19 protein-coding genes and 1 other RNA gene are annotated in these 22,182 nt (G+C 63.3%); 7 read left to right on the forward strand and 13 right to left on the reverse strand.

The genetic code is table 11. The annotated features are described in order from the left end of the window. Nucleotides 1-10 precede the first annotated feature (10 nt). Together ccoN and fnrL are read right to left on the reverse strand one after the other, a co-directional pair. Nucleotides 11-1,612 (reverse strand): cytochrome-c oxidase, cbb3-type subunit I, encoded by a 1,602-nt coding sequence (gene ccoN, locus KUW62_RS14355; RefSeq protein ID WP_224816151.1) that lies wholly within the window; start codon nt 1,610-1,612, stop codon nt 11-13. Between the two features lie 202 nt (nt 1,613-1,814). Further along, nucleotides 1,815-2,561, reverse strand: a complete 747-nt coding sequence (gene fnrL, locus KUW62_RS14360) for a transcriptional regulator FnrL (RefSeq protein WP_224816152.1) — start codon at nt 2,559-2,561, stop codon at nt 1,815-1,817. Nucleotides 2,562-2,648: 87 nt separating this feature from the next. Between fnrL and hemN the strand changes: the two genes are divergently transcribed. Further along, nucleotides 2,649-4,004, forward strand: coding sequence for an oxygen-independent coproporphyrinogen III oxidase (gene hemN, locus KUW62_RS14365; RefSeq protein WP_224816153.1), 1,356 nt, complete (start codon nt 2,649-2,651; stop codon nt 4,002-4,004). Here the strand turns inward: hemN and KUW62_RS14370 are convergent. From KUW62_RS14370 to KUW62_RS14390, 5 genes are all read right to left on the reverse strand, one after another. Beyond that, entirely contained in the window at nt 4,001-5,908 is a 1,908-nt protein-coding gene (locus tag KUW62_RS14370; RefSeq protein WP_224816154.1) for an ABC transporter ATP-binding protein, read from the reverse strand. The genes hemN and KUW62_RS14370 overlap by 4 nt on opposite strands. Next, the gene (locus KUW62_RS14375) at nt 5,905-7,233 is read right to left on the reverse strand and encodes an ABC transporter permease (protein WP_224816155.1); all 1,329 of its coding nucleotides are present in this window, start codon (nt 7,231-7,233) and stop codon (nt 5,905-5,907) included. Before KUW62_RS14375 ends, KUW62_RS14370 begins: the two co-directional genes overlap by 4 nt. 7 nt (nt 7,234-7,240) lie before the next feature. Beyond that, complete coding sequence (locus tag KUW62_RS14380) at nt 7,241-8,392, reverse strand: microcin C ABC transporter permease YejB (protein WP_224816156.1); 1,152 nt, start codon at nt 8,390-8,392, stop codon at nt 7,241-7,243. Nucleotides 8,393-8,398: 6 nt separating this feature from the next. After that, nucleotides 8,399-10,333, reverse strand: coding sequence for an extracellular solute-binding protein (locus tag KUW62_RS14385; RefSeq protein ID WP_224816157.1), 1,935 nt, complete (start codon nt 10,331-10,333; stop codon nt 8,399-8,401). Between the two features lie 238 nt (nt 10,334-10,571). Beyond that, nucleotides 10,572-11,090: a cytochrome c family protein gene (locus KUW62_RS14390; RefSeq protein WP_224816158.1), complete on the reverse strand. Its 519-nt coding sequence runs from the start codon at nt 11,088-11,090 to the stop codon at nt 10,572-10,574. 106 nt (nt 11,091-11,196) lie between these two features. Between KUW62_RS14390 and KUW62_RS14395 the strand changes: the two genes are divergently transcribed. Further along, entirely contained in the window at nt 11,197-12,027 is an 831-nt protein-coding gene (locus tag KUW62_RS14395) for a prephenate dehydratase (protein ID WP_224816159.1), read from the forward strand. A gap of 211 nt (nt 12,028-12,238) precedes the next feature. Here KUW62_RS14395 and KUW62_RS14400 read toward each other — a convergent pair whose 3' ends face one another. The 4 genes from KUW62_RS14400 to KUW62_RS14415 all read right to left on the reverse strand — a co-directional run bounded on the left by KUW62_RS14400 (nt 12,239) and on the right by KUW62_RS14415 (nt 16,487). Next, a complete protein-coding gene (locus KUW62_RS14400; protein WP_224816160.1) occupies nt 12,239-13,435 on the reverse strand; it encodes an RNA polymerase sigma factor in 1,197 nt (398 codons plus the stop codon). Further along, nucleotides 13,432-13,785 (reverse strand): YciI family protein, encoded by a 354-nt coding sequence (locus KUW62_RS14405; RefSeq protein WP_224816161.1) that lies wholly within the window; start codon nt 13,783-13,785, stop codon nt 13,432-13,434. Before KUW62_RS14405 ends, KUW62_RS14400 begins: the two co-directional genes overlap by 4 nt. 28 nt (nt 13,786-13,813) lie before the next feature. After that, the gene (locus tag KUW62_RS14410) at nt 13,814-14,326 is read right to left on the reverse strand and encodes an SRPBCC family protein (RefSeq protein WP_224816162.1); all 513 of its coding nucleotides are present in this window, start codon (nt 14,324-14,326) and stop codon (nt 13,814-13,816) included. A gap of 148 nt (nt 14,327-14,474) precedes the next feature. Next, a complete protein-coding gene (locus KUW62_RS14415) occupies nt 14,475-16,487 on the reverse strand; it encodes a bifunctional 2',3'-cyclic-nucleotide 2'-phosphodiesterase/3'-nucleotidase (protein ID WP_370632897.1) in 2,013 nt (670 codons plus the stop codon). A 34-nt stretch (nt 16,488-16,521) separates the two neighbouring features. Between KUW62_RS14415 and nudC the strand changes: the two genes are divergently transcribed. The 3 genes from nudC (at nt 16,522) to KUW62_RS14430 (ending at nt 18,856) form a co-directional block, all read left to right on the forward strand. Further along, entirely contained in the window at nt 16,522-17,505 is a 984-nt protein-coding gene (gene nudC, locus KUW62_RS14420; RefSeq protein ID WP_224816164.1) for an NAD(+) diphosphatase, read from the forward strand. A gap of 74 nt (nt 17,506-17,579) precedes the next feature. Continuing rightward, entirely contained in the window at nt 17,580-18,050 is a 471-nt protein-coding gene (locus tag KUW62_RS14425) for an SRPBCC family protein (protein ID WP_224816165.1), read from the forward strand. Between the two features lie 47 nt (nt 18,051-18,097). Next, nucleotides 18,098-18,856, forward strand: a complete 759-nt coding sequence (locus KUW62_RS14430) for a Stf0 family sulfotransferase (protein ID WP_224816166.1) — start codon at nt 18,098-18,100, stop codon at nt 18,854-18,856. Here KUW62_RS14430 and KUW62_RS14435 read toward each other — a convergent pair. Both KUW62_RS14435 and KUW62_RS14440 read right to left on the reverse strand, forming a co-directional pair. Beyond that, the gene (locus tag KUW62_RS14435; RefSeq protein WP_224816167.1) at nt 18,853-19,782 is read right to left on the reverse strand and encodes a DMT family transporter; all 930 of its coding nucleotides are present in this window, start codon (nt 19,780-19,782) and stop codon (nt 18,853-18,855) included. The genes KUW62_RS14430 and KUW62_RS14435 overlap by 4 nt on opposite strands. A 70-nt stretch (nt 19,783-19,852) precedes the next feature. After that, nucleotides 19,853-20,725, reverse strand: a complete 873-nt coding sequence (locus KUW62_RS14440; protein ID WP_224816168.1) for a neutral zinc metallopeptidase — start codon at nt 20,723-20,725, stop codon at nt 19,853-19,855. Nucleotides 20,726-20,827: 102 nt separating this feature from the next. On the opposite strand from KUW62_RS14440, the gene ffs reads away from it, so the two are divergent. Together ffs and rsgA are read left to right on the forward strand one after the other, a co-directional pair. After that, an RNA gene (gene ffs / locus KUW62_RS14445) (signal recognition particle sRNA small type) lies at nt 20,828-20,926 on the forward strand. A 201-nt stretch (nt 20,927-21,127) separates the two neighbouring features. Further along, on the forward strand, nt 21,128-22,174 hold the full coding sequence (gene rsgA / locus KUW62_RS14450; RefSeq protein WP_224816169.1) for a ribosome small subunit-dependent GTPase A: 1,047 nt from the start codon (nt 21,128-21,130) through the stop codon (nt 22,172-22,174). The last annotated feature ends 8 nt before the right edge of the window (nt 22,175-22,182 follow it).

A 22,182-nucleotide genomic window follows, 5' to 3' on the forward strand; every position in this document is an offset into this window, starting at 1 on the left:
AGCCCCTTTCTTATTCAGCGGGGACTGCGGAATTGGTGTCGGCCACGGCCTCACCCTTCCGAACAGTCATCCACAGGTTCCAGGCCATGATCAGCGCACCCGACAGGAACAACACCCCGCCCAGGCCCCGGACCACATACATCGGAAGTTTGGCTTCCACGGTGTCGGCGAAGGAGTTCACGAGGAAACCCTGCGCGTCGACCTCACGCCACATCAGACCTTCCATGATCCCCGTGACCCACATCGACGCCGCGTAGAGGACGATGCCAACGGTCGCGAGCCAGAAGTGCCAGCTGACGGCGCGCACGGAATAGAGCGCCTTGCGGTTCCACAGTTTCGGGAACAGGTAGTAGAGCATTCCGAAGGTGATCATCCCGTTCCATCCCAGCGCACCGGAATGCACGTGTCCGATGGTCCAGTCGGTGTAGTGCGACAGCGAGTTGACCGCGCGGATCGACATCATCGGGCCTTCGAAGGTCGACATGCCGTAGAAGGCAAGCGACGTGACCATCATCCGCAGGATCGGGTCGGTGCGCAGCTTGTCCCAGGCCCCTTGCAGGGTCATCAGGCCGTTGATCATGCCACCCCAAGAGGGCATCCAGAGTACGACCGAGAACACCATGCCGAGGGTCGAGGCCCAATCCGGCAGCGCGGTGTAGTGGAGGTGGTGGGGACCGGCCCAGATATACAGGAAGATCAGCGCCCAGAAGTGGATGATCGACAGCTTGTACGAGTAGACCGGGCGTTCGGCCTGCTTCGGCACGAAGTAGTACATCATGCCCAGGAAGCCCGCCGTCAGGAAGAAGCCCACGGCGTTATGGCCGTACCACCATTGCGTCATGGCGTTCTGCACGCCGGAGAAGACCTGCACCGAGCGCGAGCCCCAGATGGAGACCGGGATCGACATGTTGTTGACCAGGTGCAGCATCGCGACGGTCACGATGAAGCTGAGCAAGAACCAGTTGGCCACGTAGATGTGCGGCTCCTTACGGGTCAGGATCGTGCCCATGTAGACGACAAGGAAGGCGACCCAGACGATGGTCAGCCAAAGGTCAACGTACCATTCGGGTTCAGCATATTCCTGACCCTGGCTCGACCCCAGAAGGTATCCGGTTGCCGCCAAGACGATGAACAATTGGTAGCCCCAGAAGACGAACCAGCTGAGATTGCCGCCCCATGCGCGGACGGCGCTGGTGCGTTGCACGATGTAAAGGGACGCCGCGATAAGCGCGTTGCCCCCAAAGGCGAAGATCACGGCGGAGGTGTGAAGCGGACGCAGACGTCCGAAGTTCAGATAGGGCTGCGCCCATTCGAAATTCAGCGCCGGAAACGCCAGTTGGAAGGCGATGAACACGCCCACAAGAAACCCGGTGCATCCCCAGAAGACCGTGGCGATGGCCGCGGCCCGCACGGGGCCGTCCATGTATTCGCCGGTCGGTGTGGCCACTTTCGGCTCACCAGTCTGGCGCACTTGCCACAGAAACAGGCCGCCCGCGACCAGCATGATAATGATGGCATGAACCTTGTATGCCGGGTCCAGGCCGTAATTGGCAGCGATCGCACCAAAGATTGCGATCAGGCCAAGGATCGGCAGCTTCACGTAATCAAGCATCGATCGTCCCTTCGTCGTGCCCCGGTTTGACCTGGATGCGAATCCAAAAGCCGCCCGGAGCGATTCCATCTGCGACAGTGATCGTTGATCGGTCGTGGGCGGGCCTTGATCTGTGTCAAACGTCAGGGCTTGGGGACGCGCCACCGCACAAAAAACGCCCCGGCGAGGCGGGGCGGTCCTTTAAGGTACGTTGTGGGTCGGGTCAGACGAGCATGCCGCCATCGGCATCATCGCCGGTCTCGTCGAGCAGGACGTGGAAATCGGGGATGACGATGCGCCGCTTGCCTTCCAGCACGATAACCCCGTCCCGTTTCAGGCCGGAAATCTGGCGGCTTACGGTTTCCAGCGTCAGTCCGAGATAATCGGCCATCGCCTCCCGTGTCAGCGGCAGATCGAAGGACACATTCGTGCCCGGCACATCCTTGTCGGCCCCTGCCTCCCGCCGGGCAATGATCGACACAAAACTCGCGATCTTCTCCCGCGCGGTCTTGCGACCCAGAAGGAGCATCCACTCGCGCGCGGCGTCCAGCTCGTCCAACGTCATCTCAAGCAGGCGCTGGCTGACATGGGGCGTTGTGATCATCATGTCCTGGAACGGTTTGCGCCGGAAACAGCACAAAGTCACATCTGTGGTGGCCGTCACGTCATAGGCGACAGTCTCTCGGTTGGGGCGCCCGATAAAGTCTGAGGCCAGCAAGAGGCCGGTCATCTGCCGCCGCCCGTCTTCCATGGTTTGCGAAAGCGTTGCCACGCCGCTCACCACCGAGGCGACGAAGTCGATGCTGTCGCCGGCCCATACGATCGTCTCGCCTGGGCTAAATTTCTTGTAATACTTGATCGCCTCCAGCTGCTCCAACTCATCGGCGTCGCAGCGCGCGCACACGGCGCGGTGTCGGATCGGGCATTGCGCGCAATCCAACGGCATCAAGTCTATCGGTCGTTGTTCCATGCCGTGGCTCCTGTCCGCTCGAACCACCGGCGTTCTCGTTGATCCATATCAATGTCGAAGGCCCGGTCTGACCCTAAACCTAGACCCATGGACCAGTATTCTCAACTCCGCCGGTTCGGACTCTTTGACGCGAATGTCCCGCGCTACACGTCCTATCCCCCGGCCTCCAAGTTCAACGATGCCGTGACACCGGACATTCATCGCCAATGGCTTGGTGCGATCCGGCCCGGTGCCCAGGTCTCGATTTACCTGCACATTCCGTTTTGCCGCCGCCTGTGCTGGTTCTGCGCCTGTCGCACGCAAGGCACGCGGTCGCTTTCGCCCGTATCCGCCTATGTCGACACCTTGATCCAGGAGATTGCGACAATTCGCGCGGCCTTGCCCGACGGGGTACAGGCGGCCCGTATCCATTGGGGCGGCGGTACGCCCACGCTTCTTCCGCCTGACGACATCGTGCGCCTGTCCGACGCCGTGTTGACCGCCTTTCCGACGACATCCGCATCCGAGATATCTGTTGAGATCGACCCCAATGAAATCGACGCCCCGCGTCTGGATGCATTGGCGCGGATGGGGATGACCCGTGCCTCGATCGGGGTGCAAGACTTCGACCCTGAGATCCAGACAATTATCGGTCGGGAGCAGAGTTACGACGTGACCCTCGCGGCGGTCGAGGGCATTCGGGCGCGGGGCATCCATTCGCTCAACACCGATCTGCTCTACGGTCTGCCCAAGCAGACGCGGGCCCGGATCGCGTCGTCCATCCAGATGCTGCTGTCGCTCAATCCCGACCGCATCGCGCTTTATGGCTACGCCCACGTTCCGTGGATGGCCAAGCGTCAGGCGCTGATCCCCACCGACGACCTGCCGGGGCCTGAGACACGGCTGCGGCTGTTCGAGACCGCGCAGGAAACCCTGGCCTGGGACGGATATCGCCAGATCGGCATAGATCACTTCGCGCGCTCCTCCGACAGCCTGACGCAAGCGGCGGAGCAAGGGCGGTTGCGGCGCAACTTCCAGGGCTATACGGACGATATCTGTGACGTGCTCATCGGCCTCGGGGCGTCGGCCATCTCGAAATTTCCGCAAGGATTCGTACAGAACCAGGCTGCGACGGCGAAGTATCAAAAAGCCGTTCGCGCCGACGCGCTTCCCACCGGGCGCGGCCATGTCTTCGGCGGCGACGATGTGCTGCGCGCCCGCATGATCGAGATGCTGATGTGCGACTTCCACATCTCCGTGGACGGGTTGGTTGCGGAGAGGCTTGGGTCCGCCAAGCGCATCCGCGGCATTCTGCGCCGTGCGGCGGACGCTTTTCCGGGTCAGGTTCACTACAGCGCCGACGGATTGCACGTGCCCGACCGCGCCCATCCCCTTGCGCGGCTGATCGCGCGGCAACTTGACGCCTACGAGATCGAGCCGTCGGGCCATTCCTCCGCGATCTAGGCCACGCCTGCCTTGGTGTCAGCGAAGGCCGCGCGCATCAATTCGCGAGTGTATTGGGTCTGCGGATTTTCGAACAAGGCCTCTGTCTCACCGGATTCGACGACATCCCCCTGCTTCATCACGATCACCTTATGGCTGAGCGCGCGCACGACCTTGAGGTCGTGGGAAATGAACAGGTAGGCAAGGTTGTTGTCCCGCTGCAGGCGGCGCAGAAGCTCCACGATCTGCACCTGAACCGTCATGTCGAGCGCGCTTGTCGGCTCATCCAGCACCACCAGTTTCGGACGCAGGATCATCGCGCGTGCAATGGCGATCCTTTGCCGTTGTCCGCCGGAAAATTCGTGCGGATAGCGGTGCATCATGTCGGGGTCGAGCCCCACTTCCGTCAGGATCTCCGCCGTCCGCTCGATCCGCTCGGACCGTTCCACCCCTTGTACCTGCAACCCTTCCGACACGATCTGTTCGATCGTCATGCGCGGGCTGAGGGAGCCGAACGGGTCCTGGAATACGATCTGCATATCGCGCCGCACATCGCGCAAATCGGCATTGTGTACCTCCGTCAGGTCCCGGCCCAGAAACACGATCGGTCCATCGGATCGGATCAGGCGCAGAATCGCGAGCGCCAACGTGGTCTTGCCCGATCCGCTTTCGCCCACGACCCCAAGCGTTTCCCTTTGGCGGATAGAGATGCTGGCCGCGTTGACGGCCTTCACATGGCCCACGGTCTTGCGCAGAAGGCCGCGTTGGATCGGGAACCAGATGCGCAGATCCTCGGTCTTGAGGATTTCTTCGGCATCTGCGGGCACCGGATGAGGGCGACCCGACGGCTCCGCGCCCAGAAGCTTGCGGGTATAGGGGTGCTTTGGATTGTCGAAAATCTCGGCGGTGCGCCCCTGCTCCACGATCTCGCCGCCTTGCATGACGCAGACCCTGTCCGCGATCCGGCGGACGATGGCAAGATCGTGGGTGATGAACAGAAGGCTCATACCCTCCGACCGCTTGAGCTCCGCCAGAAGCTCAAGAATTTGCGCCTGGATCGTCACGTCAAGCGCGGTTGTCGGTTCGTCGGCAATCAGCAACTCGGGGCCATTCGCCAATGCCATGGCGATCATGACCCGTTGCCGTTGCCCCCCGCTCAATTGGTGCGGGTAGGCGTCCAACCTTGTTTCGGGATCGCGGATACCGACCTTCGTCATCAACTCGATGATGCGGTCCTTCAACTCGGACGGCACCGCATCGTGCAAACCCATCGTGCGGAACAAAAGCTTCAGCAGCAAGAGCGGCACGCCGATGATTGCCGTCCAGATGGCGGCCTGTATCGCCGCCGCGACCGCAGCAGCGATTAGAAAGAACAGCCAACTGCCATGACCGATGGCCGCCTCGACCTGCGCGCGCCAAGGGCTGAGATCGCCCGGTTGAACAACTGCGAAAACGTAGAAGGCAATCAGCGCCAGAATGCCCCACATCACCAGGAGGCTGCGCAGCAGATTTGCCCGCGCAAGGCCCCCTGCGCTGCGGCGCAAGGAATTCGGGTAGCGATAGCCGCCGTGCAGAACAAGGCTTTCGGCCAATTGCCGTTCCAGCGTGTGCAACGGGTTCAGCGACGTCATCGGCTCCTGAAAGATGAAGCTGATGTCGTTGCCGCGAACCTCGCGCAGCTTGGCCTCGGACGCGCCGATCATCTCCTGCCCGTTGTAAGTGACCGAACCGCCGAGTGTCGCGGATGGGGGCAGAAGCTCCACCGCCGACAGGGCGGACACCGATTTGCCTGATCCGCTTTCGCCCACAAGGGCCACGGTCTCACCCTTGTCGACATGGAACGAGATGCCCTTGACCGCTCGCACGGATTGCCCGTCCTGGCTGAAATCGACGGTCAGGTCGCGGACGTCCAGAACCCGGCTCATGCGAAGGTTTTCCTTGGATCAAACGCATCCCGGATGCCTTCGAACACGAAGACAAGAAGCGACAGCATGATGGCGAAGGTGAAAAACGCGGTGAAGCCAAGCCACGGCGCGGTCAGGTTGTTCTTGGCCTGCAACGTCATCTCCCCCAGCGATGGCTCGGACGACGGCAACCCGAAGCCCAGGAAGTCGAGGGAGGCAAGGCCACCAATGGTTCCCGTCACGATAAACGGCAGGAAGGTCAGGGTCGCGACCATGGCGTTGGGCAGGACATGCCGGAACATGATGGTCATCGAGCCCACGCCAAGCGCGCGGGCGGCGCGGACATATTCGAAATTGCGCGCCCGCAGGAATTCCGCGCGGACCACGCCCACAAGACCGGTCCACCCGAAGGCCACCATCAAGAAGACCAGAAGCCAGAAGTCCATCGCGAAAATCGTAGCGACGATGATGATGACGTAAAGACTTGGCGTCGCGTTCCAGATCTCGATGATGCGCTGGAAGATCAGGTCGACCCAACCGCCGAAAAAGCCCTGTATTGCGCCCGCGAAAATGCCGATGGCACTTGCAAGCACGGTCACGATCAGCGCGAAACTGACCGACAGCTCGAACCCGTAGATTACGCGCGACAGCACATCGCGGGACGTGTCGTCGGTCCCCAGAAGGTTTGCGCCCCGGATCTCCTCGGGCAGAAGGCCAAAGCGGCGGTCCCAATCCTCCGGATCAGCGCTTCGAGGCAGATCGAAGACAGGCGCGCCATCGGGATCGTCAGCCGGAACAAACCACGTATTGATCACGTTGGGCGCGCCGGGCGCGGTGCCGGGCCGATCCACGATCGTGTCGTAGGCATAAGGGATCGGGGGCCAGATCAGCCACCCTTCTTCAACATCCGTCCCGGCATATTGGCCGGTGCTCTGCACCTGTTCGATGACATCTTCCGGATCATCCCAACAGGCGTCCAACCCGCCAGAGATGATAAGGCACTGCACCTCCACATCGCGGTAGACGGCCTCAGCCCGGAAATCGCCGCCGAACTGGGTCTCCGGATAGAAGTTGAGCATCGGCGTGTAATATTCGCCCTGAAACTGCACCAGCAGGGGCCTGTCATTTGCCAGAAGCGGTGCAAGCAGGCTTAGCCCGTAGAGCACCAGGAAGATCCAGAATGACCGGTACGCGCGGCGATTGGCCTTGAAGTTCCGCCAACGGCGTTGGTTGAGCGGGCTGAGCCAACCCGACTTGCGCCCGGTGCCGCGCAGCTTCGGGCCGCCGGGCTCCGGGTCCTGCTCCGGCAAGGGCGTGGGGATTGGCTGATCTATGGGATGGCTCATCCGCGCGTCATCCCTGCCGCGTCTCGAAGTCGATACGTGGATCAATCCAGACATACATCAGGTCCGAGATGATCCCGACCGCCAGCCCGATCAGGCCGAAGACGTAAAGCGTGCCGAAGATCACGGGATAATCGCGACTGACCGCCGCCTCGAACGACAAACGCCCCAACCCGTCGAGCGAGAAGATCGTTTCGATAATCAGCGACCCGCCGAAGAACACGCCCACGAAGACCGCCGGGAAGCCCGCGATCACGATCAGCATCGCGTTACGGAAGACATGGCCGTAAAGCACGCGCCGTTCCGGCAGACCCTTGGCCTTGGCCGTCATCACGTACTGCTTCTTGATCTCATCCAGGAAGCTGTTCTTGGTCAGCAAGGTCAGTGTCGCGAAGGCGGAGATGGTGGAGGCCAGAACCGGCAACGTGATGTGCCACAGGTAATCCCCGATCTGCCGGAGCATCGTCATATCCTCGAACCCGTCGGAGGTCAGGCCACGTAAGGGGAACCATTGCAAATATCGCCCGCCTGCAAACAAGACGAGCAGCAAGATGGCAAAGAGGAAGCCGGGGATCGCGTAGGCCACGATGATGATGCCTGATGTGATGCTGTCGAAAGCAGAGCCGTCGCGCACGGCCTTGCGGATGCCAAGCGGGATCGACACGAGATAGGCGATCACCGTCGACCACAGGCCAAGCGTGATCGACACCGGCAGCTTTTCGATCACCAGATCCACGACGGAGATGGAGCGGAAGTAACTCTCCCCGAAGTCGAATTGCAGATAGCCCTTCATCATCAGCCAGAACCGTTCCCAAACCGGGATGTCCTCGGCGAAGCAGGCGTCCTCATCCAGGTCCGGTTCGCCCGTGAACCCATCTTCACACACGATCCGGGCGAAGTTGAACTCCACTCGCAGGCTTTCGAGGAATTGCGGCGGCAGGCCGCGTGCGCCCTGATAGCCCGTGTCGAAGTCGGACTCGCCAATGGTCTCCGACCCGCCGCCCGAGATACCGGCGAACACGTCCCCTTCCCCTTCCAACTGTGCGATGACCTGATCGATCGGTCCGCCCGGCACGAATTGGGTCAGCAGGAAGTTGACCATCATGACCCCGATCAATGTCGGGATCACGAGCGCCAGTCGTCTGAGGATATATGCGCCCATCTTGGGTTAGAAGGCACCCTGTTCGCGCAAGGCGGCTTCGGCTTCCGGGTCGATCCACCAGAAGTCGAGGAAGCCGAGCGAGTAAGGCGGGAGTTCTTCGGGGTAGCGGTACATGTCATAATACGCGACCCAATGCCCGTCACTGAACCATTGCGGGATGCGGATCACGCGATCCCTCAGCACACGGTCGAAGGCTCGGACAGCGACATCCAACTCCTCGCGGGTTTCGGAATTCACCACGATCTCGATCAACGCATCAATGGCAGGATCGGCGAGACCCGGTTGGTTAAAGAGGCTTTCGTCGGCCCCGAGCGATCCGAAATACTGCCGCAATCCCGACCCGGGCTCATAGCCCATGGGGAAGTGCCCGGTCACGATATCGAAATCGGCATCCCGTTCACGCTGCTGGAGCTGCGCATTGTCCACGCGGTTCAGCGAAGCATTGACACCGATCGCGCGCAGGTTCTCGACGAAGGGGTTTATGATGCGATCAAAGAGCGGAGAGGAATTGAGGAATTCCACGTCGAGGGTGCGCCCCTCTTCGTTGCGCAGCATTCCGTCGTCGCCCGGAACCCATCCGGCTTCTTCCAGTAGCGCGGTGGCGCGACGCGACTGGCGTCGGTCAAGCGCGCGATCCGGGTTGGACGGCGGCACGACGAACGCCTCTTCGGTAAAGACGGTCTCGGGCAGTTGATCGCGAAGGGGTTCCAGAAGAGCGATTTCCTCGGCACTGGGCAAACCCTCGGCCTCCATCCACGTGTTCTCCCAAAAGCTGTTCGGCTGCCTGTAGAGGCCGTAAAACAGCGTTTGGTTGGTCCATTCGAAATTGAACATATGTGCGATCGCGCGACGCACGCGGACATCCTGGAACTGCGGACGACGCAGGTTGATCATGAACGATTGCCCCGATGCGATGGAGCCGTCGGGAAGCTCCTCCCGCACGATGGTCCCGTCTTCCAGGGCCGGGAAATCATAGTTGTTGGCCCAGGCCTGGGACGAGATTTCCTGCCGCCATGTGTAATTGCCTGCCGTGAACCCCTCGAACGCGGCAAGGCTGTCGCCGTAGAACTCGATACGGATCGAACTGAAGTTGTTCCGGCCCCGGTTGATCCACAGATCATCGCCCCAGTAATTCTCGTTGCGGGTGTAAATGACGCGCTGACCCGGCTCGACTTCCCCCAGGACGTAGGGGCCGGAACCGATCAGGGGCTCCAGGCGACTTTCCTCGAAATCAAGACCGCTCGCCTCGTGGCTGGCCTGGCTGATGACCGGAAGGCCGCCCGCGGATTGAATGCGGTCGCGCAACGGCGCATCGGGGTTGAACGTGTAACGGATCCGGCGATCGTCCAGAACCTCAGCGCTTTCAATGGTCAACGGAATGGAGGCGCGGAAGGACGGCAACCCTTCGTCACGCAGGATTTCGTAGGTGAACAACACGTCGTGCGCCGTCATCGGCGTACCATCGGAAAACGTAATCCCCTCGCGCAGCGTGAAGATCACGTAGGACCGATCTTCGGGATAGGCGAATTCCTCGCAAAGCAGGCAGTAAGCCGAACCGATTTCATCGGCGGTCCCGGTCAACATGTTTTCGAAAAAGATGGAGGATAGAACCGCAGGACGACCGATACGCGAGTAGGGATGCATGGAGTCGAAGGAGCCGGAGGACCAGGAGAACGACATCTCGCCGCCCTGGGGCGCGTCGGGGTTGACGTAGTCCAGATGCTCGGCATCCGGGCCATAGCGCAATTCCCCGAAGGTGGAGATCCCGTAGGTGCGGATCAGTCCGTCCTCGCCCACCTCCTGCGCCTTGGCAGAAAGCGCGGTCAGACCAAGGATCAACGCGGCCCCGATCACGGGAAGGCCGAAGCGCCACGCGGCATGGGCCTCCGGTCGATCCTCATGGGCTTTGACGGTCACTTGCGGCTGGTTACGGTCCTGCATCTGCACCTCCCCGGATCATTCGGCAAAATTGGACGCAATTCTTGATCGCGTTACCATTATTATGTGTCATTCGACGTTAGAGACCAGAGTGGGCGAGGTTCAAGTTGAGATTCCGTGATCTCGCCGTGAAATTCCGCCGATCCGGGATCTTCACGACCGCTGCCCGACAATCCCATCGTGAACGACAAAGGCCGCCCCGATCGGGCGGCCTTGCGAAAATCCGGCCCTGGGTGCCGTTTTATTGCTGCGTGGCAAGGTAAGCGATCAGGTTCGCGCGATCCGCGATATCGTCCATGCCGCCATAGCTCATTGCCGTACCGGGCGCCCAGGTGCGCGGATTTTCCAGAAAGCCGGACAGCCGCTCGGGCTCCCACACGCCATCGAGGCTGGCCAGCGCGTCGGAGAAGTCGAAGCCCTCCGCCGCGGCGATGTCACGTCCAACGACGCCCACAAGGTAGGGGCCGACGCCGTTCTGCCCCGCATTCAGCGCATGGCACGACGAACATTGACGCCACAGCCGTTCCCCGGCGATAGCATCGGCGGCTGCAAAGACCTCCTCGAACGGAACTTCCGGTTCGGCCTCCGCCTCGACCACATCGCTGGCATCGGGGATCACGACCCGGTAGCCGCTGACGTGATCTTCGCCGTGGGTATCCACGTTGTAGAGGCCCTCGGCGGCCCAGCCGCCCAGCAAAAGCACCAGAAGCGCGCCGCACAGGGCGCCAAAGGCTTTGGTGATTGTCATCGTGTCGAACATGTCGGCTCCATCGGATGTCGCTTTGCCGGGTATCTATGGTGTTCCTTTAGCCCATGGCAAGGTGTAGGGAGCGCGACGAAACGACCATTTTGCAATGGATTTGCCTATGACGGACCGTATCGCCTTCCAAGGAGAGCCCGGAGCCTATTCGCATCAGGCGTGCCACGATGCGCGTCCGGGGATGGAGGCCCTGCCCTGCGCGACCTTCGAGGACGTGATCGAGGCGGTCCGGTCGGGCGATGCGGCGCAGGCCATGTTGCCGGTGGAAAATTCCACCTATGGTCGCGTGGCCGACATCCACCGCCTGTTGCCTGAATCCGGTCTGAATATCGTGGACGAGGCGTTCGTTCGCGTGCATATCAACCTGCTTGGTGTGAAAGGGGCGGCACTGTCGGACGTGACGGAGGCCTATAGCCACCTTGTCCTGCTGCCCCAGTGCAGCACATTCCTGCGCGAGCACGGTATCACCGGCCGTGTCAGCCCCGACAATGCCCGCGCGGCGCGTGATGTGGCCGACTGGGGGGACACCGGCAAAGCGGCACTGGCCTCCGAACTGGCCGGAGAAATCTACGGCCTCGACGTGTTGGCGCGCAATATCGAGGATCACGACCGCAACACGACGCGGTTCCTTGTCATGGACCGCGCGCCGGACATGACGCGGCGCGCGGACCGGATGATGACCACCTTCGTCTTTCGGGTGCGCAACATCCCCGCCGCGCTTTACAAGGCGATGGGCGGGTTCGCGACCAATGGTGTGAACATGACCAAGCTGGAATCCTACATGGTCGACGGCGTATTCACCGCAACGCAATTCTACGCGGATATCGAGGGGCACCCGGACGACACCAACGTGCAGCTCGCCCTGGACGAGTTGTCGTATTTCACGTCGGAATTGAAAATCCTCGGCACGTATCCGGCGGATCACGCGCGGGATTGATGTCGCTTATCACGTTGAGAAGTCGACTTAAGTGCTTGCTTTCATTTAATTCTGGATGAAATCTTTACCATTTCTTAACAATTTCAGCGGCGTCGAACGGGCCGGCGGCGGATAAGGGGCGCTGCCCCCGTCGCCCGCAAGCGGGCGCCTCCCCCGGGATATTTCCGGCACATGGAAGACAGGGTCCCTGCGCATCAGGTGGCTCCCGTATTCAGGACAGGCGTGGGGCGAGGGCCGCGCGGCGCGCCTCCAACCAGCGGGTGGCGGGCGCGTAGGTGCTGAGGTCGATGGCGCGCGTATACGCATCGGCCGCCGATTGCGGATTGTACGCGGCCAGCAGATGCGCGCGGGTGGCCCAATAGGGTTGAAACGCCTTCACCGCGTCTGGTTCGATCAGGTCGAGAAGCGCCAGTGCTGCCGCGGGACCCGCATCTTCGCCCACGGCGGCGGCGCGGCCCACGGCTGCCCCGAGACTTGGATGGGCCTGCATCAGGCCCGCGTAAAGCTGGCTCAACGCGCGCCAGTTGGTCACCCCGGTGACATGGCGCTCGGCGTGGACCGCCTGAATGGCGGCTTCCAACTGGAATCGGCCCGGCGCGCCCAGGGCACTGGCACGTGTGAGGAACAGGGCGGCGCGGTCGATCAGCCCGGTGTTCCAGAGGTCTGGATCTTGCTCGGGCAAAGGGACGTAAAGCCCCGCGCGCAGGTTGGCCCCACGCCGCGCTTCGATAAAGGTGATGAGGGCGGCGAGGCCAAGGGTTTCGGCATTGTCCGGCATGAGATCCGCAAGAAGCGTGGCGAGGTAATGGGCCTCGTGGCTCAGGTCGCCGGTGCCTTCCTGCCAATCCACCGCGTAGGCGGCATAGACCGCGTTCAGGAGCGCATCGCGGCGGCTGGCAATGTCGGGGTCTCCGGGCAGCACGAAGGGAATGCGGGTGTCCTTAATCTTGCGTTTCACCCGCACCAATCGTTGCGCCATGGCGGAGGGTGCCACGTTGAAGACCCGCGCGATATCGGCGGCCTGTACGCCAAGCACCGTTTGGAGGATCAACGGAGTGCGCAGGCCCTCCTCAATGGCGGGGTGTGCACAGACGAACATCAGCTTGAGCCGGTGGTCGGGAAAGCTCAGGTGATCTGTGGTCGGCATTTCCGGCACCTCCTCGGTGAAGGTGATGCGCCGGTCGCGGCGCGCGCTGTCGGTGGCGCGGTTCCGCGCGGTGGTCAAAAGCCATGCCTCGGGACGATCCGGTATGCCGCGTGCGGGCCATGTTCGGAGCGCCTGCACGAAGGCGTCGGCCAGCGCGTCCTCCGCCGCGGCAATGTCGCCGCTGCGCGCCGCCAGCATCGCCACCAGTTTCCCATAAGATGCGCGCGCCGCATCCTCGGCGGCGCGCGCGGGCGCGGTCAAAGGCTGTCCATGGCGGAGGCGCGGATTTCCACCTTTCCCATCTGCGCAGCGGGGCATTGCTCCGCCCATTTCAGCGCAACGTCCAGATCGGGTACGTCGATCACGAAATAACCGCCGAGGGTTTCGCGGGTTTCAGCGACCGGGCCGTCCTGAACGCTCTTCTCGCCGTCCTTGAGGCTGAGCGTCGTGGCCGTATCGGCGGGGTGAAGCCAGTCGGTGTCCACGAAGATGCCAGCCTCCTGCAACGCACCGATATACTGGCCGTAGACAGCCTTCATTTGCACCCAGTCATCTTGCGTCATCTGGGCCGTGTCAGCGGGATCGGAATAAAGGAGAAACGTGTATCGCATGGGGTATGTCCTTGATGATTGGTCGGAATTAGGCCGTGACACGGGCGATGTTGGCAAGGCCCGTCTCGTAGGTGCCGCCCAGCATCCGATCGAGGAACAGGCCGAAGACCCGCGCGATCGGGTTCAGTCCGAGGTCGGATTCGACCGCCCAGGTCACGCGCGTCCGATCCCCTTCGGCTTCGGCCCGGATATGCTGGACGGGTTGGCCCATGGCGCCAAGGTCGATGGCATAGGTCACGACGTTGGGCGTCACGGCGGAGATGGTTTGCGTGCCGGTACCGTCGCGCCCGTCGAACCGGAACCCGGCCCCGACACCGCCTGCGGGGCCGAAGGGCTCGATCGTCAGCTCCGGATCGGTCGTGAGGTAGGGGTTGAACCGCTGAAACCCTTCGGATGTGGAGGCGAGCGCGATCACCGCATCGGGCGCGGCGTCGATCAGGGCAGACCGTTCCACCGTCACGTGGCGCGGGAGCAGAAAGGTGGCTGCGGTCGCGATGGCAAGGGTGGCGACGCCAGCGGCGAGGATCGTGGTGAGGGTCATGTCATTCTCCGTCTCAATAATGGCGAAGGCATCAGCGCCTTCACTGAGATGACGAACGGGGAGACGGGCAATCGACAGGATGTCGGGAGAAAAACAGCGCGTCGGTCGTAAGCATTTGTTTTCTATATAGAAGAATTTTGCGCGCAGGTCAGAGACGAAGACTATAGGCGTCGTATCCCGGCGTTGCATTGTCGACGGGCGCATTCGGCCCAGTCAGCCCGAGGGCCGCGATCCGGTCCTCGTGCTGCGCCGCGCCGGGTCCGGTTTCGAAGATCACCTCGACCCCGCCCAGCGGTGACAGCGACCATGTCGGCTCCACCTGCGGGTGCAGGGGTTGGTCGGCCTCGGCCATGTGGGTCGCGACGGCGTCACGGACGGCGAAGGGGGCCGACAGCACCTCCTCCGCCGCGCCGGCGGCATGCATGTGCCCGCCCCCTGCGGCGCGGTAGGAATTGGTAATCACGAGCGCCTCGTCCTCCGGCAATACGGGGCGATCATCGGCAAATCGCAGGTTGCGGATGCGTCCCGGCGTGTCGAAGATCACGTCCCCTTCCGCATTGGTGCGGGGTGGCTGTGTTACGTCGATTTCGTACCGAAGACCGGCGAGGCGGTCGAAATTGTATGGCGCGAAGTCATGGTCGATCAGGAATTGCCGTGCCGGTCCGTTCGGGTCGATCTGGCGATAGACCGACGCGCTGCGCTCCAGCCACTCGCGGATGCCGTTTGCGTCGATCCGCAGGACGCTGAGCATGTTGGGATAGATATAGAGGTCGGCCGCGTGGCGCAGCATCAGCGGCCCCGGCGGGATATCGGTGAAGTGGGACGGCCCGGCCCGGCCCCCCGCCTTGAACGGAGAAACGGCGGACAGGATGGGGCGCCCGGAAAGGGTTTCATCCGCGCGGATCAGCGGCGCGGCGGCGGCGAATTGGGCGGCGGCCACGACCTGCGTTGCGTGGCACGGGGCAAGGGTGCTGAAATACGTCTCAAGCGGCACAGCGGTCTGCCCCAGGGGACGAGAAACGAAGGCGCGCGTTGCCTTGTGGGCCCGGTCCATATCGGCCACCAGTTCCGGGAAGTCCGGGAAATAGCCGTGCGCGCCCACCTCAGCCGCACCGGAGCCAAGCGGGACGGCCGCGCAGGCCCGTGTCCGCACCTGCCAGCCGTCTGCGCCTGAATCCGTCAGTTCGAGGTCGATCAGCCCAAGATGGGAGCCGAAAGCGCCCGGTTGTACGATCGGTGTCCCATCGCCGGGGGCGGCGTCGTCGCCGGGGAAGGTCCGGTGCGTGTGGCCCGCGATGACGGCATCCACGCCGTCCAGCGATGCGATCGCGCGGGCCGCATTTTCCGCGCGGTGTTCGGCGACATGGCTGCCCAGCCCGGTATGGGCAAGGACGATGACGAGATCGGCGCCCTTGCCACGCAGGACGCTCACCTGCCCCTGGACGGTCTGCATCATGTCGTCGAATTTCAGCGCGCCATCGAGATGCGGCTTGTTCCATGCCGCGACCTGCGGCGGCAGGCAGCCCGTCACGCCAATCCGCAGCGTCCGCTTGCGGCCTGCCTTGTCCACCATGTCGCGTTCGAGCATGACGTGCCGCGGCACGAAATCGGACCCGTCCGCGTTTTCGCAATTCGCGGAGACGATCGGAAACCGCGCCTCTGCCAGCGTGTCGGTGAGGTACGGAATGCCGAAGTCGAAATCGTGGTTTCCCAATGTGGCCGCATCGAATCCGATCCCGTTCATCGCCGATACCATGGGATGCATGTCGCCCCGCGGCACGATCTCTGCCAGTGCGGCGTCGGCGAGCGGTGTGCCCTGAAACGTGTCGCCATTGTCGAACAGAAGGCAATTCGCGGCGGCGGCACGGTGCGAGGCAATCAGGCTCGACAAACGCGCCAGCCCCAGAACAGGACTGCCGCGATCCGTGAAATAATCGAACGGCAAAAGATGCGCATGCAGGTCCGTTGTGGCCAGAACCCGCAATTCCACTTTGGTGTCACCCGAAATCTGCCGCTCGGTTGCAATTTCCCTCGGGAGGGTCATGTTTGCCCCGATCTGTTTTTCGTTCACCGTTAGACTTCGCGCGCTCCGGGCGAAGGGCAAGGGCGACGTCGCGATCCGTTTTGCCCAACCGCCGCGGGCTTGTTGTAAAATTGGCATACCCAAGCGGGGCGGCCTTCAGGAAAGGACATTCATGTTGCACGCCGAGACAGTCACGTTCGGGACCTCTGGTCTCGACCGGGCCGCCGTCCTGCGCAGGGACGGGGAGCGTCTGAAGGCGGCCCTTGCCGCCGGGGCACCCGTTCTTCCGCTGTGGCAGGGCAAGCCGATGGTCGTCGGCACGCCGGACGCGGGCGACATTCAACTGGCGTTTCGGAAGATGGGGGATGCGGTCCTGTCGAAAACCGATGCGGAGCCGGTCTTGCTCGGCCTTGACGAAACCGGGGACCAGCCGGTCTTCGCGCTCGATGTGTCGGCGTGGGAGCCCAAGAACGTGGATCAAGCCGCGATCAACGCGTTTCGCGATCCATCCGTGCAGGTTCATCCGGCGGAACGGCTGGACGGTGCGGGCTTCCGGGAATTGCGCGGGCTGATGACCCACATGACCCGCAGGGAGGCGGAACTGGCCGCCACGGCGCGTGCCGTCCTCGGTTGGCACCGCACCCATCTTTTCTGCGCCAAGTGCGGCAAGCCATCCCAAGCGGCTGAGGCCGGGTGGCAGCGCGATTGCGGGTCGTGCGGGGCCAAGCATTTCCCGCGCACCGATCCCGTGGTCATCATGCTGATCACCCATGGCGATGCGGTGCTGGTTGGCCGTTCCCCCGGATGGCCCGAGGGTATGTATTCCCTGCTTGCCGGGTTCGTGGAGCCGGGTGAGACGATCGAAGCCGCCGTGCGCCGCGAAGTCTTCGAGGAATCGGGCATCCGCGTGGGTCATGTCGATTACCTCTCCAGCCAGCCCTGGCCGTTCCCCGCCTCGCTGATGTTCGGATGCCGGGGGGAAGCGCTCAGCACCGAGATCGAGGTCGACCCGGAAGAGATCGAGGATGCGAAATGGGTCACGCGGTCCCAGATGCTGGAGGTCTTTGCAGGCAATGATCCCACGATGTTACCGGCCCGAACCGGCGCCATCGCGCATTTCCTTCTGCAACACTGGCTGGCCGATACGCTGGATTGACCGGACCCAAGGCTTGACCAACGCGCCCCGCCCCTTGCACATCAGGGTCGGGGCAGAAAAGGAACGGGCACGCGATGAAATTCAAAGTCTCCGAAGATGTGGACGCACCGGCAAGTATCGTCTGGACACGGTTCACCGATTTCAGCGGGATCGAGGCTGAGGCCACGGGACGCGGTGCGGAACTGTCGCGCGTCGGCAATTGGTCGGAGCCCGCCATCGGACGGTCCTGGCGCGGGTCGGTGACGGTCCGGGGCCGTGTCCGCCCGCTTGCGTCGGAGATCACCGCGCTCGACGCGCCCGATCGCTGCGTGATTGCCACGACCATCGGCGGGATGGAGGCGCTTTACGAGCTGACCTTTCTGGAGCTTCGCCCCGACATGACCCGCGTTCAGGTGGTGCTTGACCTTTCGGCCAACACGCTGTCCGCCCGTCTGGCTCTGCAAACGATGAAACTTGCGCGTGGGCGCGTGATGCAGCGCCTGCAAGGATACCTGGCGCGGCAAGGCAATCTGGCCGAAGACGATTATCGCCGCTCACGGGCCTGAGATGGCGTTGGTGACGCGCACTATGCGCTCACTTGCGGCTTAATCCCGTGCCCGTCCAATCCTACATCATCTGTACCACGCCGCGCAGCGGCAGCACGTTGCTTTGCAAATTGCTTGCGGCAACGGAACAGGCCGGACAGCCGGACTCGCATTTCCACACACCGTCCTTGGATCGGTGGCTGGACGTGTATGGCCTGAACGAGACGACGTTTCGCGACGACCGCGAGCGACTGGTCGCGATCTTCCGGGCCGCCCATGCGCGCGGGACGGGTGAAGGTCGCATCTTCGGGCTCCGCATGCAGCGCAAGAGCTTTCCGTTCTTCATGGCGCAGGCCCGGCACCTGCAAGAGGGACATCTCAGCGATTTGGAGGTACTGGAAGCCGCATTCGGGGCGACCAAAATCATCCATCTCAGCCGCGCCGACAAGGTAGAACAGGCCGTCTCCCTCGTGATCGCGGAGCAATCGGGGCTTTGGCATCGGGCGGCAGATGGATCGGAGTTGGAGCGTCTGACCCCAGCGGCGGAGCCGATCTATGACCGGGACCGGATCAAGTGGGCGATGGCCGATCTGACGCGACAGGATGCGGAGTGGGAGGATTGGTTTTCCTCACAAGGGGTTGCGCCTTTGCGGCTGACTTATAGCGCGCTGGCACATGATCCGAATGCCGTTCTGGCAGAAGTATTAGCGGAGCTGGGGCTTGATCCGGCCCTGGCCGATGGCGTCCGCCCTCCGGTCGCGAAACTCGCCGACGCCCGGAATGCGGAGTGGTGCGCCCGATACAAAAGGAGCGGAGACACACCCTAGGGCTGTGGCGTACCCGCCCGCCTTGCGCCCCGCTGCAACCCCAGTTGCCGTTCGCGCCAAATGATCATGATCCCAGCCACGACGATCAGCGCAGCACCCCCCAGCATGGTCGCCGTGGGCACCTCACCAAACACCGAATAGCCCACGATGATCGCCAGCAGCATCGAGGTGTATTCGAACGGCGCGATCAGGGACGCATCGGCGAACCGGTAGGAGGACGTCAGAAGGATCTGCCCCACACCCCCGGCAAGCCCCGCCGCGATCAGCATCACGAATTGCCCGGTGCTCGGCCAGACCCAGCCCCAAGGCAACGTCAGGAGGCTGAGCCCCGTCGCCGTGATGGAGAACCAGAAGACGATGGCCGCCGTCCGCTCCGTCTGGACCAGTTTTCGGACGAAGACCTGCGCAAGCGCGGCGCAGACCGCCCCCATCAGGACTAGGATCGCGCCGAATGCCTGGGCCGTGTCAGCGGTTGCGGGGTCGATATTCAGGCGGGGCGACAGGACGATCAGGACACCGCCCATGCCAAGGCCGACCATGGACAGGCGGAAGATGCGCACGTCTTCCCCCAGGAACATCGCGGCGAAGACAACGACGAGGATCGGGGCGGCGTATCCGATGGCCGTGACCTCCGGCAGGGGTAGAAGGCCCAGACCGGCAAAACCGAGGCCCATGGCCGTCGTGCCGACCAGCCCGCGCCAGAAATGGCCCATCGGGTTTTTCGTCTCCAGCCCGTGGGCAAGGTCATGCTGGATCAGGAGCCAGGCCAAGATCACGGGGATCGCGAAGAGCGACCGGAAGAACACCGCCTGACCCGGCGGGATCGTGTCCGCGGTCGCCTTGATCAGCGATGCCATCGTCACGAATACGCAAACGGAAGCGATTTTCAGCGCGATGCCGCGCAGCGGGTTCTGGTCGGTGGCCATGGGTCCGGCCTACGCCGGTGGCGGCGGGGCGGCAAGGGCCGTCACCTTTGCGAGCCTGCGCCGGGTCCTGTCACAACCGATCCGCCGCGAAGGTATCGCATTGGTTGGGATCACCGGTCTGGTAGCCGATGGTGAACCAGCGCGCCCGCTGCTCGGACGTGCCGTGGGTGAAGGTGTGCGGACGCGCAACGCCGCCGCCGCGGGTTTGCAGGTAATCGTCCCCGATCCGCCGCGCCGCATTCAACGCCTCGTCCAGATCGCCGGGTTCCAGAATGTCGCCGAGGCGGCTGGCCCAGACGCCCGAGAAGCAGTCGGCCTGAAGCTCAAGCATCACGGAAATCCGGTTGGATTGGGTCTGTGAGGATGAGGCTCGGATGCGGTTGGCCTCTGCCAGAATACCCAGCTCGTTCTGGACATGGTGGGCGACTTCATGGGCGATGACATAGGCGGCGGCGAAATCCCCGCCCGCGCCAAGCTGCCGCGACATGTAGGCGAAGAACGCGGTGTCGAGATACGCGCGTTCGTCGGCGGGGCAGTAGAACGGGCCGGTTGCGGCCTGCGCACCGCCACAACCCGATTGCGTCGCTCCGGAAAACAGCACGAGGGTCGGCGGATCGTAGGGCGCACCGAAAGAAGCGGGATAAACCTCGGCCCAGACATCCTCCGTCGTGGCCAGAACGCGGGATGCGAATTCCCCCGCCTGTTGTTCCTCCGCGCTCAGCGGACCGGTTCCGCGTGTCTGGGTCTGTTGCTGAGGAACACCGCCGGGATTGTTCAGGAGCGGCGTCAGATCCACCCCAAGGAAATAGCCGATCACGACAACCGCCAGCAGGCCGAGGCCACCCGCCCCGGCGGCCCGCCCGGAGCCGCCGCCCCGCGCCCGGCCCCCGGACCGGCGGCGGTCGATCACGTTACGGCTGGAACGGCGGTTGCGCAGGCGCATGGGGTTCTCCTTCAAGCGTGTCGAGGCGTCAACGCCGCCCAGTGTAGCGCGGTTCCGGCGCAGACGTCTTGCGATTCGACGCGCGCCGCCTTATCTGGGCGGGGAGAGGTTGGCGCGGGCAAGCACTTCGCCAACCCGGTCAGATCCGGAAGGAAGCAGCCGTAACGATTCCTGCTTGGGTCGTTGTCCAGCCTCTCACCAACCCTTCTCTCCGCGACTTGGCAAAGGGTTTGGAGCAGCCCCAAGAGCCGCGCGCGCGCCGCGCCAGCGCCCGCAGATACCGGAGGTTCGATGCCGATTGCATGCCCCCTCCGGGCCCGCGCCTGAGATCAGGCCGCGCCCGTTGAATTGACCGCGCCGCGAATAGCGGCACTTTTGTCATGACCAATCGGGATTGTTCCATTGACCACCTATTCCCTCGCCGACCTTGGATGGTCGGCCCGCCACCTTTCGCTCCTCTCGCCGGAGGAGGTTGCCGATCCGCATCCTGCGCGCCTGACCACGATCGCGCGCGACCGGGCCTTCGCGCTGTCCGCATCCGGCCCGATCAGCCTGCTTACCCCATCGGGCCTGCGCACCGGCGATCTTGTCACCGGTGACTGGGTCCTGACCGACCCGGATCAAACCACCATCACCCGCCTGCTCGACCGTGACACGTTGCTGAGCCGTCGCGCCGCCGGTGAAGGGCGGGAGACCCAGTTGATCGCCGCGAATGTCGACACGCTCGGCATCGTCACCTCGTGCAATGCCGACTTCAACGAGGCGCGGCTCGAACGCTACCTCGCCCTTGCCGCCAGCGCCGGATGCCTGCCACTCATCATCCTGACCAAGGCCGATCAATGCGACGATCCCGGCGATTTCGTGCGCCGGGCGGAGAATCTGTCGCCCATGGTGACGGCCATCGCGCTCAACGCCAAGGCGCCGGACGTTGTGGATACCCTGCGCCCGTGGGCCGGGAACGGGCAGACGCTGGCCCTCGTCGGGTCGTCCGGTGTCGGAAAGACGACCTTGTCCAATGCCCTGACCGGCGCGGCTGAGGCGACGGCGGACATCCGGGAGGATGACGCCAAGGGGCGGCACACGACAACGTCCCGCGGCCTAGCGCGGACCATCCACGGTGGCTGGTTGATCGACACGCCCGGGATGCGGTCCCTGCCGCTGACCGATGCGGCTGACGGGATCGAGGCGGTTTTTGCGGATATCGAGGCGTTGACGCAGCAATGCCGGTTCAACGATTGCGCCCACGCGACCGAGCCGGGATGCGCCGTTCAAACCGCGGTTGCGTCGGGCGATCTGGATCCGGACCGCCTGAAACGGTTCCTCAAGCTGATGCGGGAAGACGCGATCAACAGCGAACAGGTTCACGAATCCCGCGCCCGTCAGAAGAATCTGCACAAGATGTACCGCAGCACCCAGAATGCAGGCCGGTCGCGGAAGGGCGGAACATGACGCGGACA

It is taken from the genome of Hasllibacter sp. MH4015 (assembly GCF_020177575.1).
Classification (GTDB): Bacteria; Pseudomonadota; Alphaproteobacteria; order Rhodobacterales; family Rhodobacteraceae; genus Gymnodinialimonas.

Excerpts from the sequence above, each read along its gene's own strand:
- ccoN (WP_224816151.1), bottom strand. The coding sequence starts at position 1,612 with ATGCTTGATTACGTGAAGCTGCCGATCCTTGGCCTGATCGCAATCTTT.
- fnrL (WP_224816152.1), bottom strand. The coding sequence starts at position 2,561 with ATGGAACAACGACCGATAGACTTGATGCCGTTGGATTGCGCGCAATGC.
- hemN (WP_224816153.1), top strand. The coding sequence starts at position 2,649 with ATGGACCAGTATTCTCAACTCCGCCGGTTCGGACTCTTTGACGCGAAT.
- KUW62_RS14370 (WP_224816154.1), bottom strand. The coding sequence starts at position 5,908 with ATGAGCCGGGTTCTGGACGTCCGCGACCTGACCGTCGATTTCAGCCAG.
- KUW62_RS14375 (WP_224816155.1), bottom strand. The coding sequence starts at position 7,233 with ATGAGCCATCCCATAGATCAGCCAATCCCCACGCCCTTGCCGGAGCAG.
- KUW62_RS14380 (WP_224816156.1), bottom strand. The coding sequence starts at position 8,392 with ATGGGCGCATATATCCTCAGACGACTGGCGCTCGTGATCCCGACATTG.
- KUW62_RS14385 (WP_224816157.1), bottom strand. The coding sequence starts at position 10,333 with ATGCAGGACCGTAACCAGCCGCAAGTGACCGTCAAAGCCCATGAGGAT.
- KUW62_RS14390 (WP_224816158.1), bottom strand. The coding sequence starts at position 11,090 with ATGTTCGACACGATGACAATCACCAAAGCCTTTGGCGCCCTGTGCGGC.
- KUW62_RS14395 (WP_224816159.1), top strand. The coding sequence starts at position 11,197 with ATGACGGACCGTATCGCCTTCCAAGGAGAGCCCGGAGCCTATTCGCAT.
- KUW62_RS14405 (WP_224816161.1), bottom strand. The coding sequence starts at position 13,785 with ATGCGATACACGTTTCTCCTTTATTCCGATCCCGCTGACACGGCCCAG.
- KUW62_RS14410 (WP_224816162.1), bottom strand. The coding sequence starts at position 14,326 with ATGACCCTCACCACGATCCTCGCCGCTGGCGTCGCCACCCTTGCCATC.
- KUW62_RS14415 (WP_370632897.1), bottom strand. The coding sequence starts at position 16,487 with ATGCCAATTTTACAACAAGCCCGCGGCGGTTGGGCAAAACGGATCGCG.
- nudC (WP_224816164.1), top strand. The coding sequence starts at position 16,522 with ATGTTGCACGCCGAGACAGTCACGTTCGGGACCTCTGGTCTCGACCGG.
- KUW62_RS14425 (WP_224816165.1), top strand. The coding sequence starts at position 17,580 with ATGAAATTCAAAGTCTCCGAAGATGTGGACGCACCGGCAAGTATCGTC.
- KUW62_RS14435 (WP_224816167.1), bottom strand. The coding sequence starts at position 19,782 with ATGGCCACCGACCAGAACCCGCTGCGCGGCATCGCGCTGAAAATCGCT.
- KUW62_RS14440 (WP_224816168.1), bottom strand. The coding sequence starts at position 20,725 with ATGCGCCTGCGCAACCGCCGTTCCAGCCGTAACGTGATCGACCGCCGC.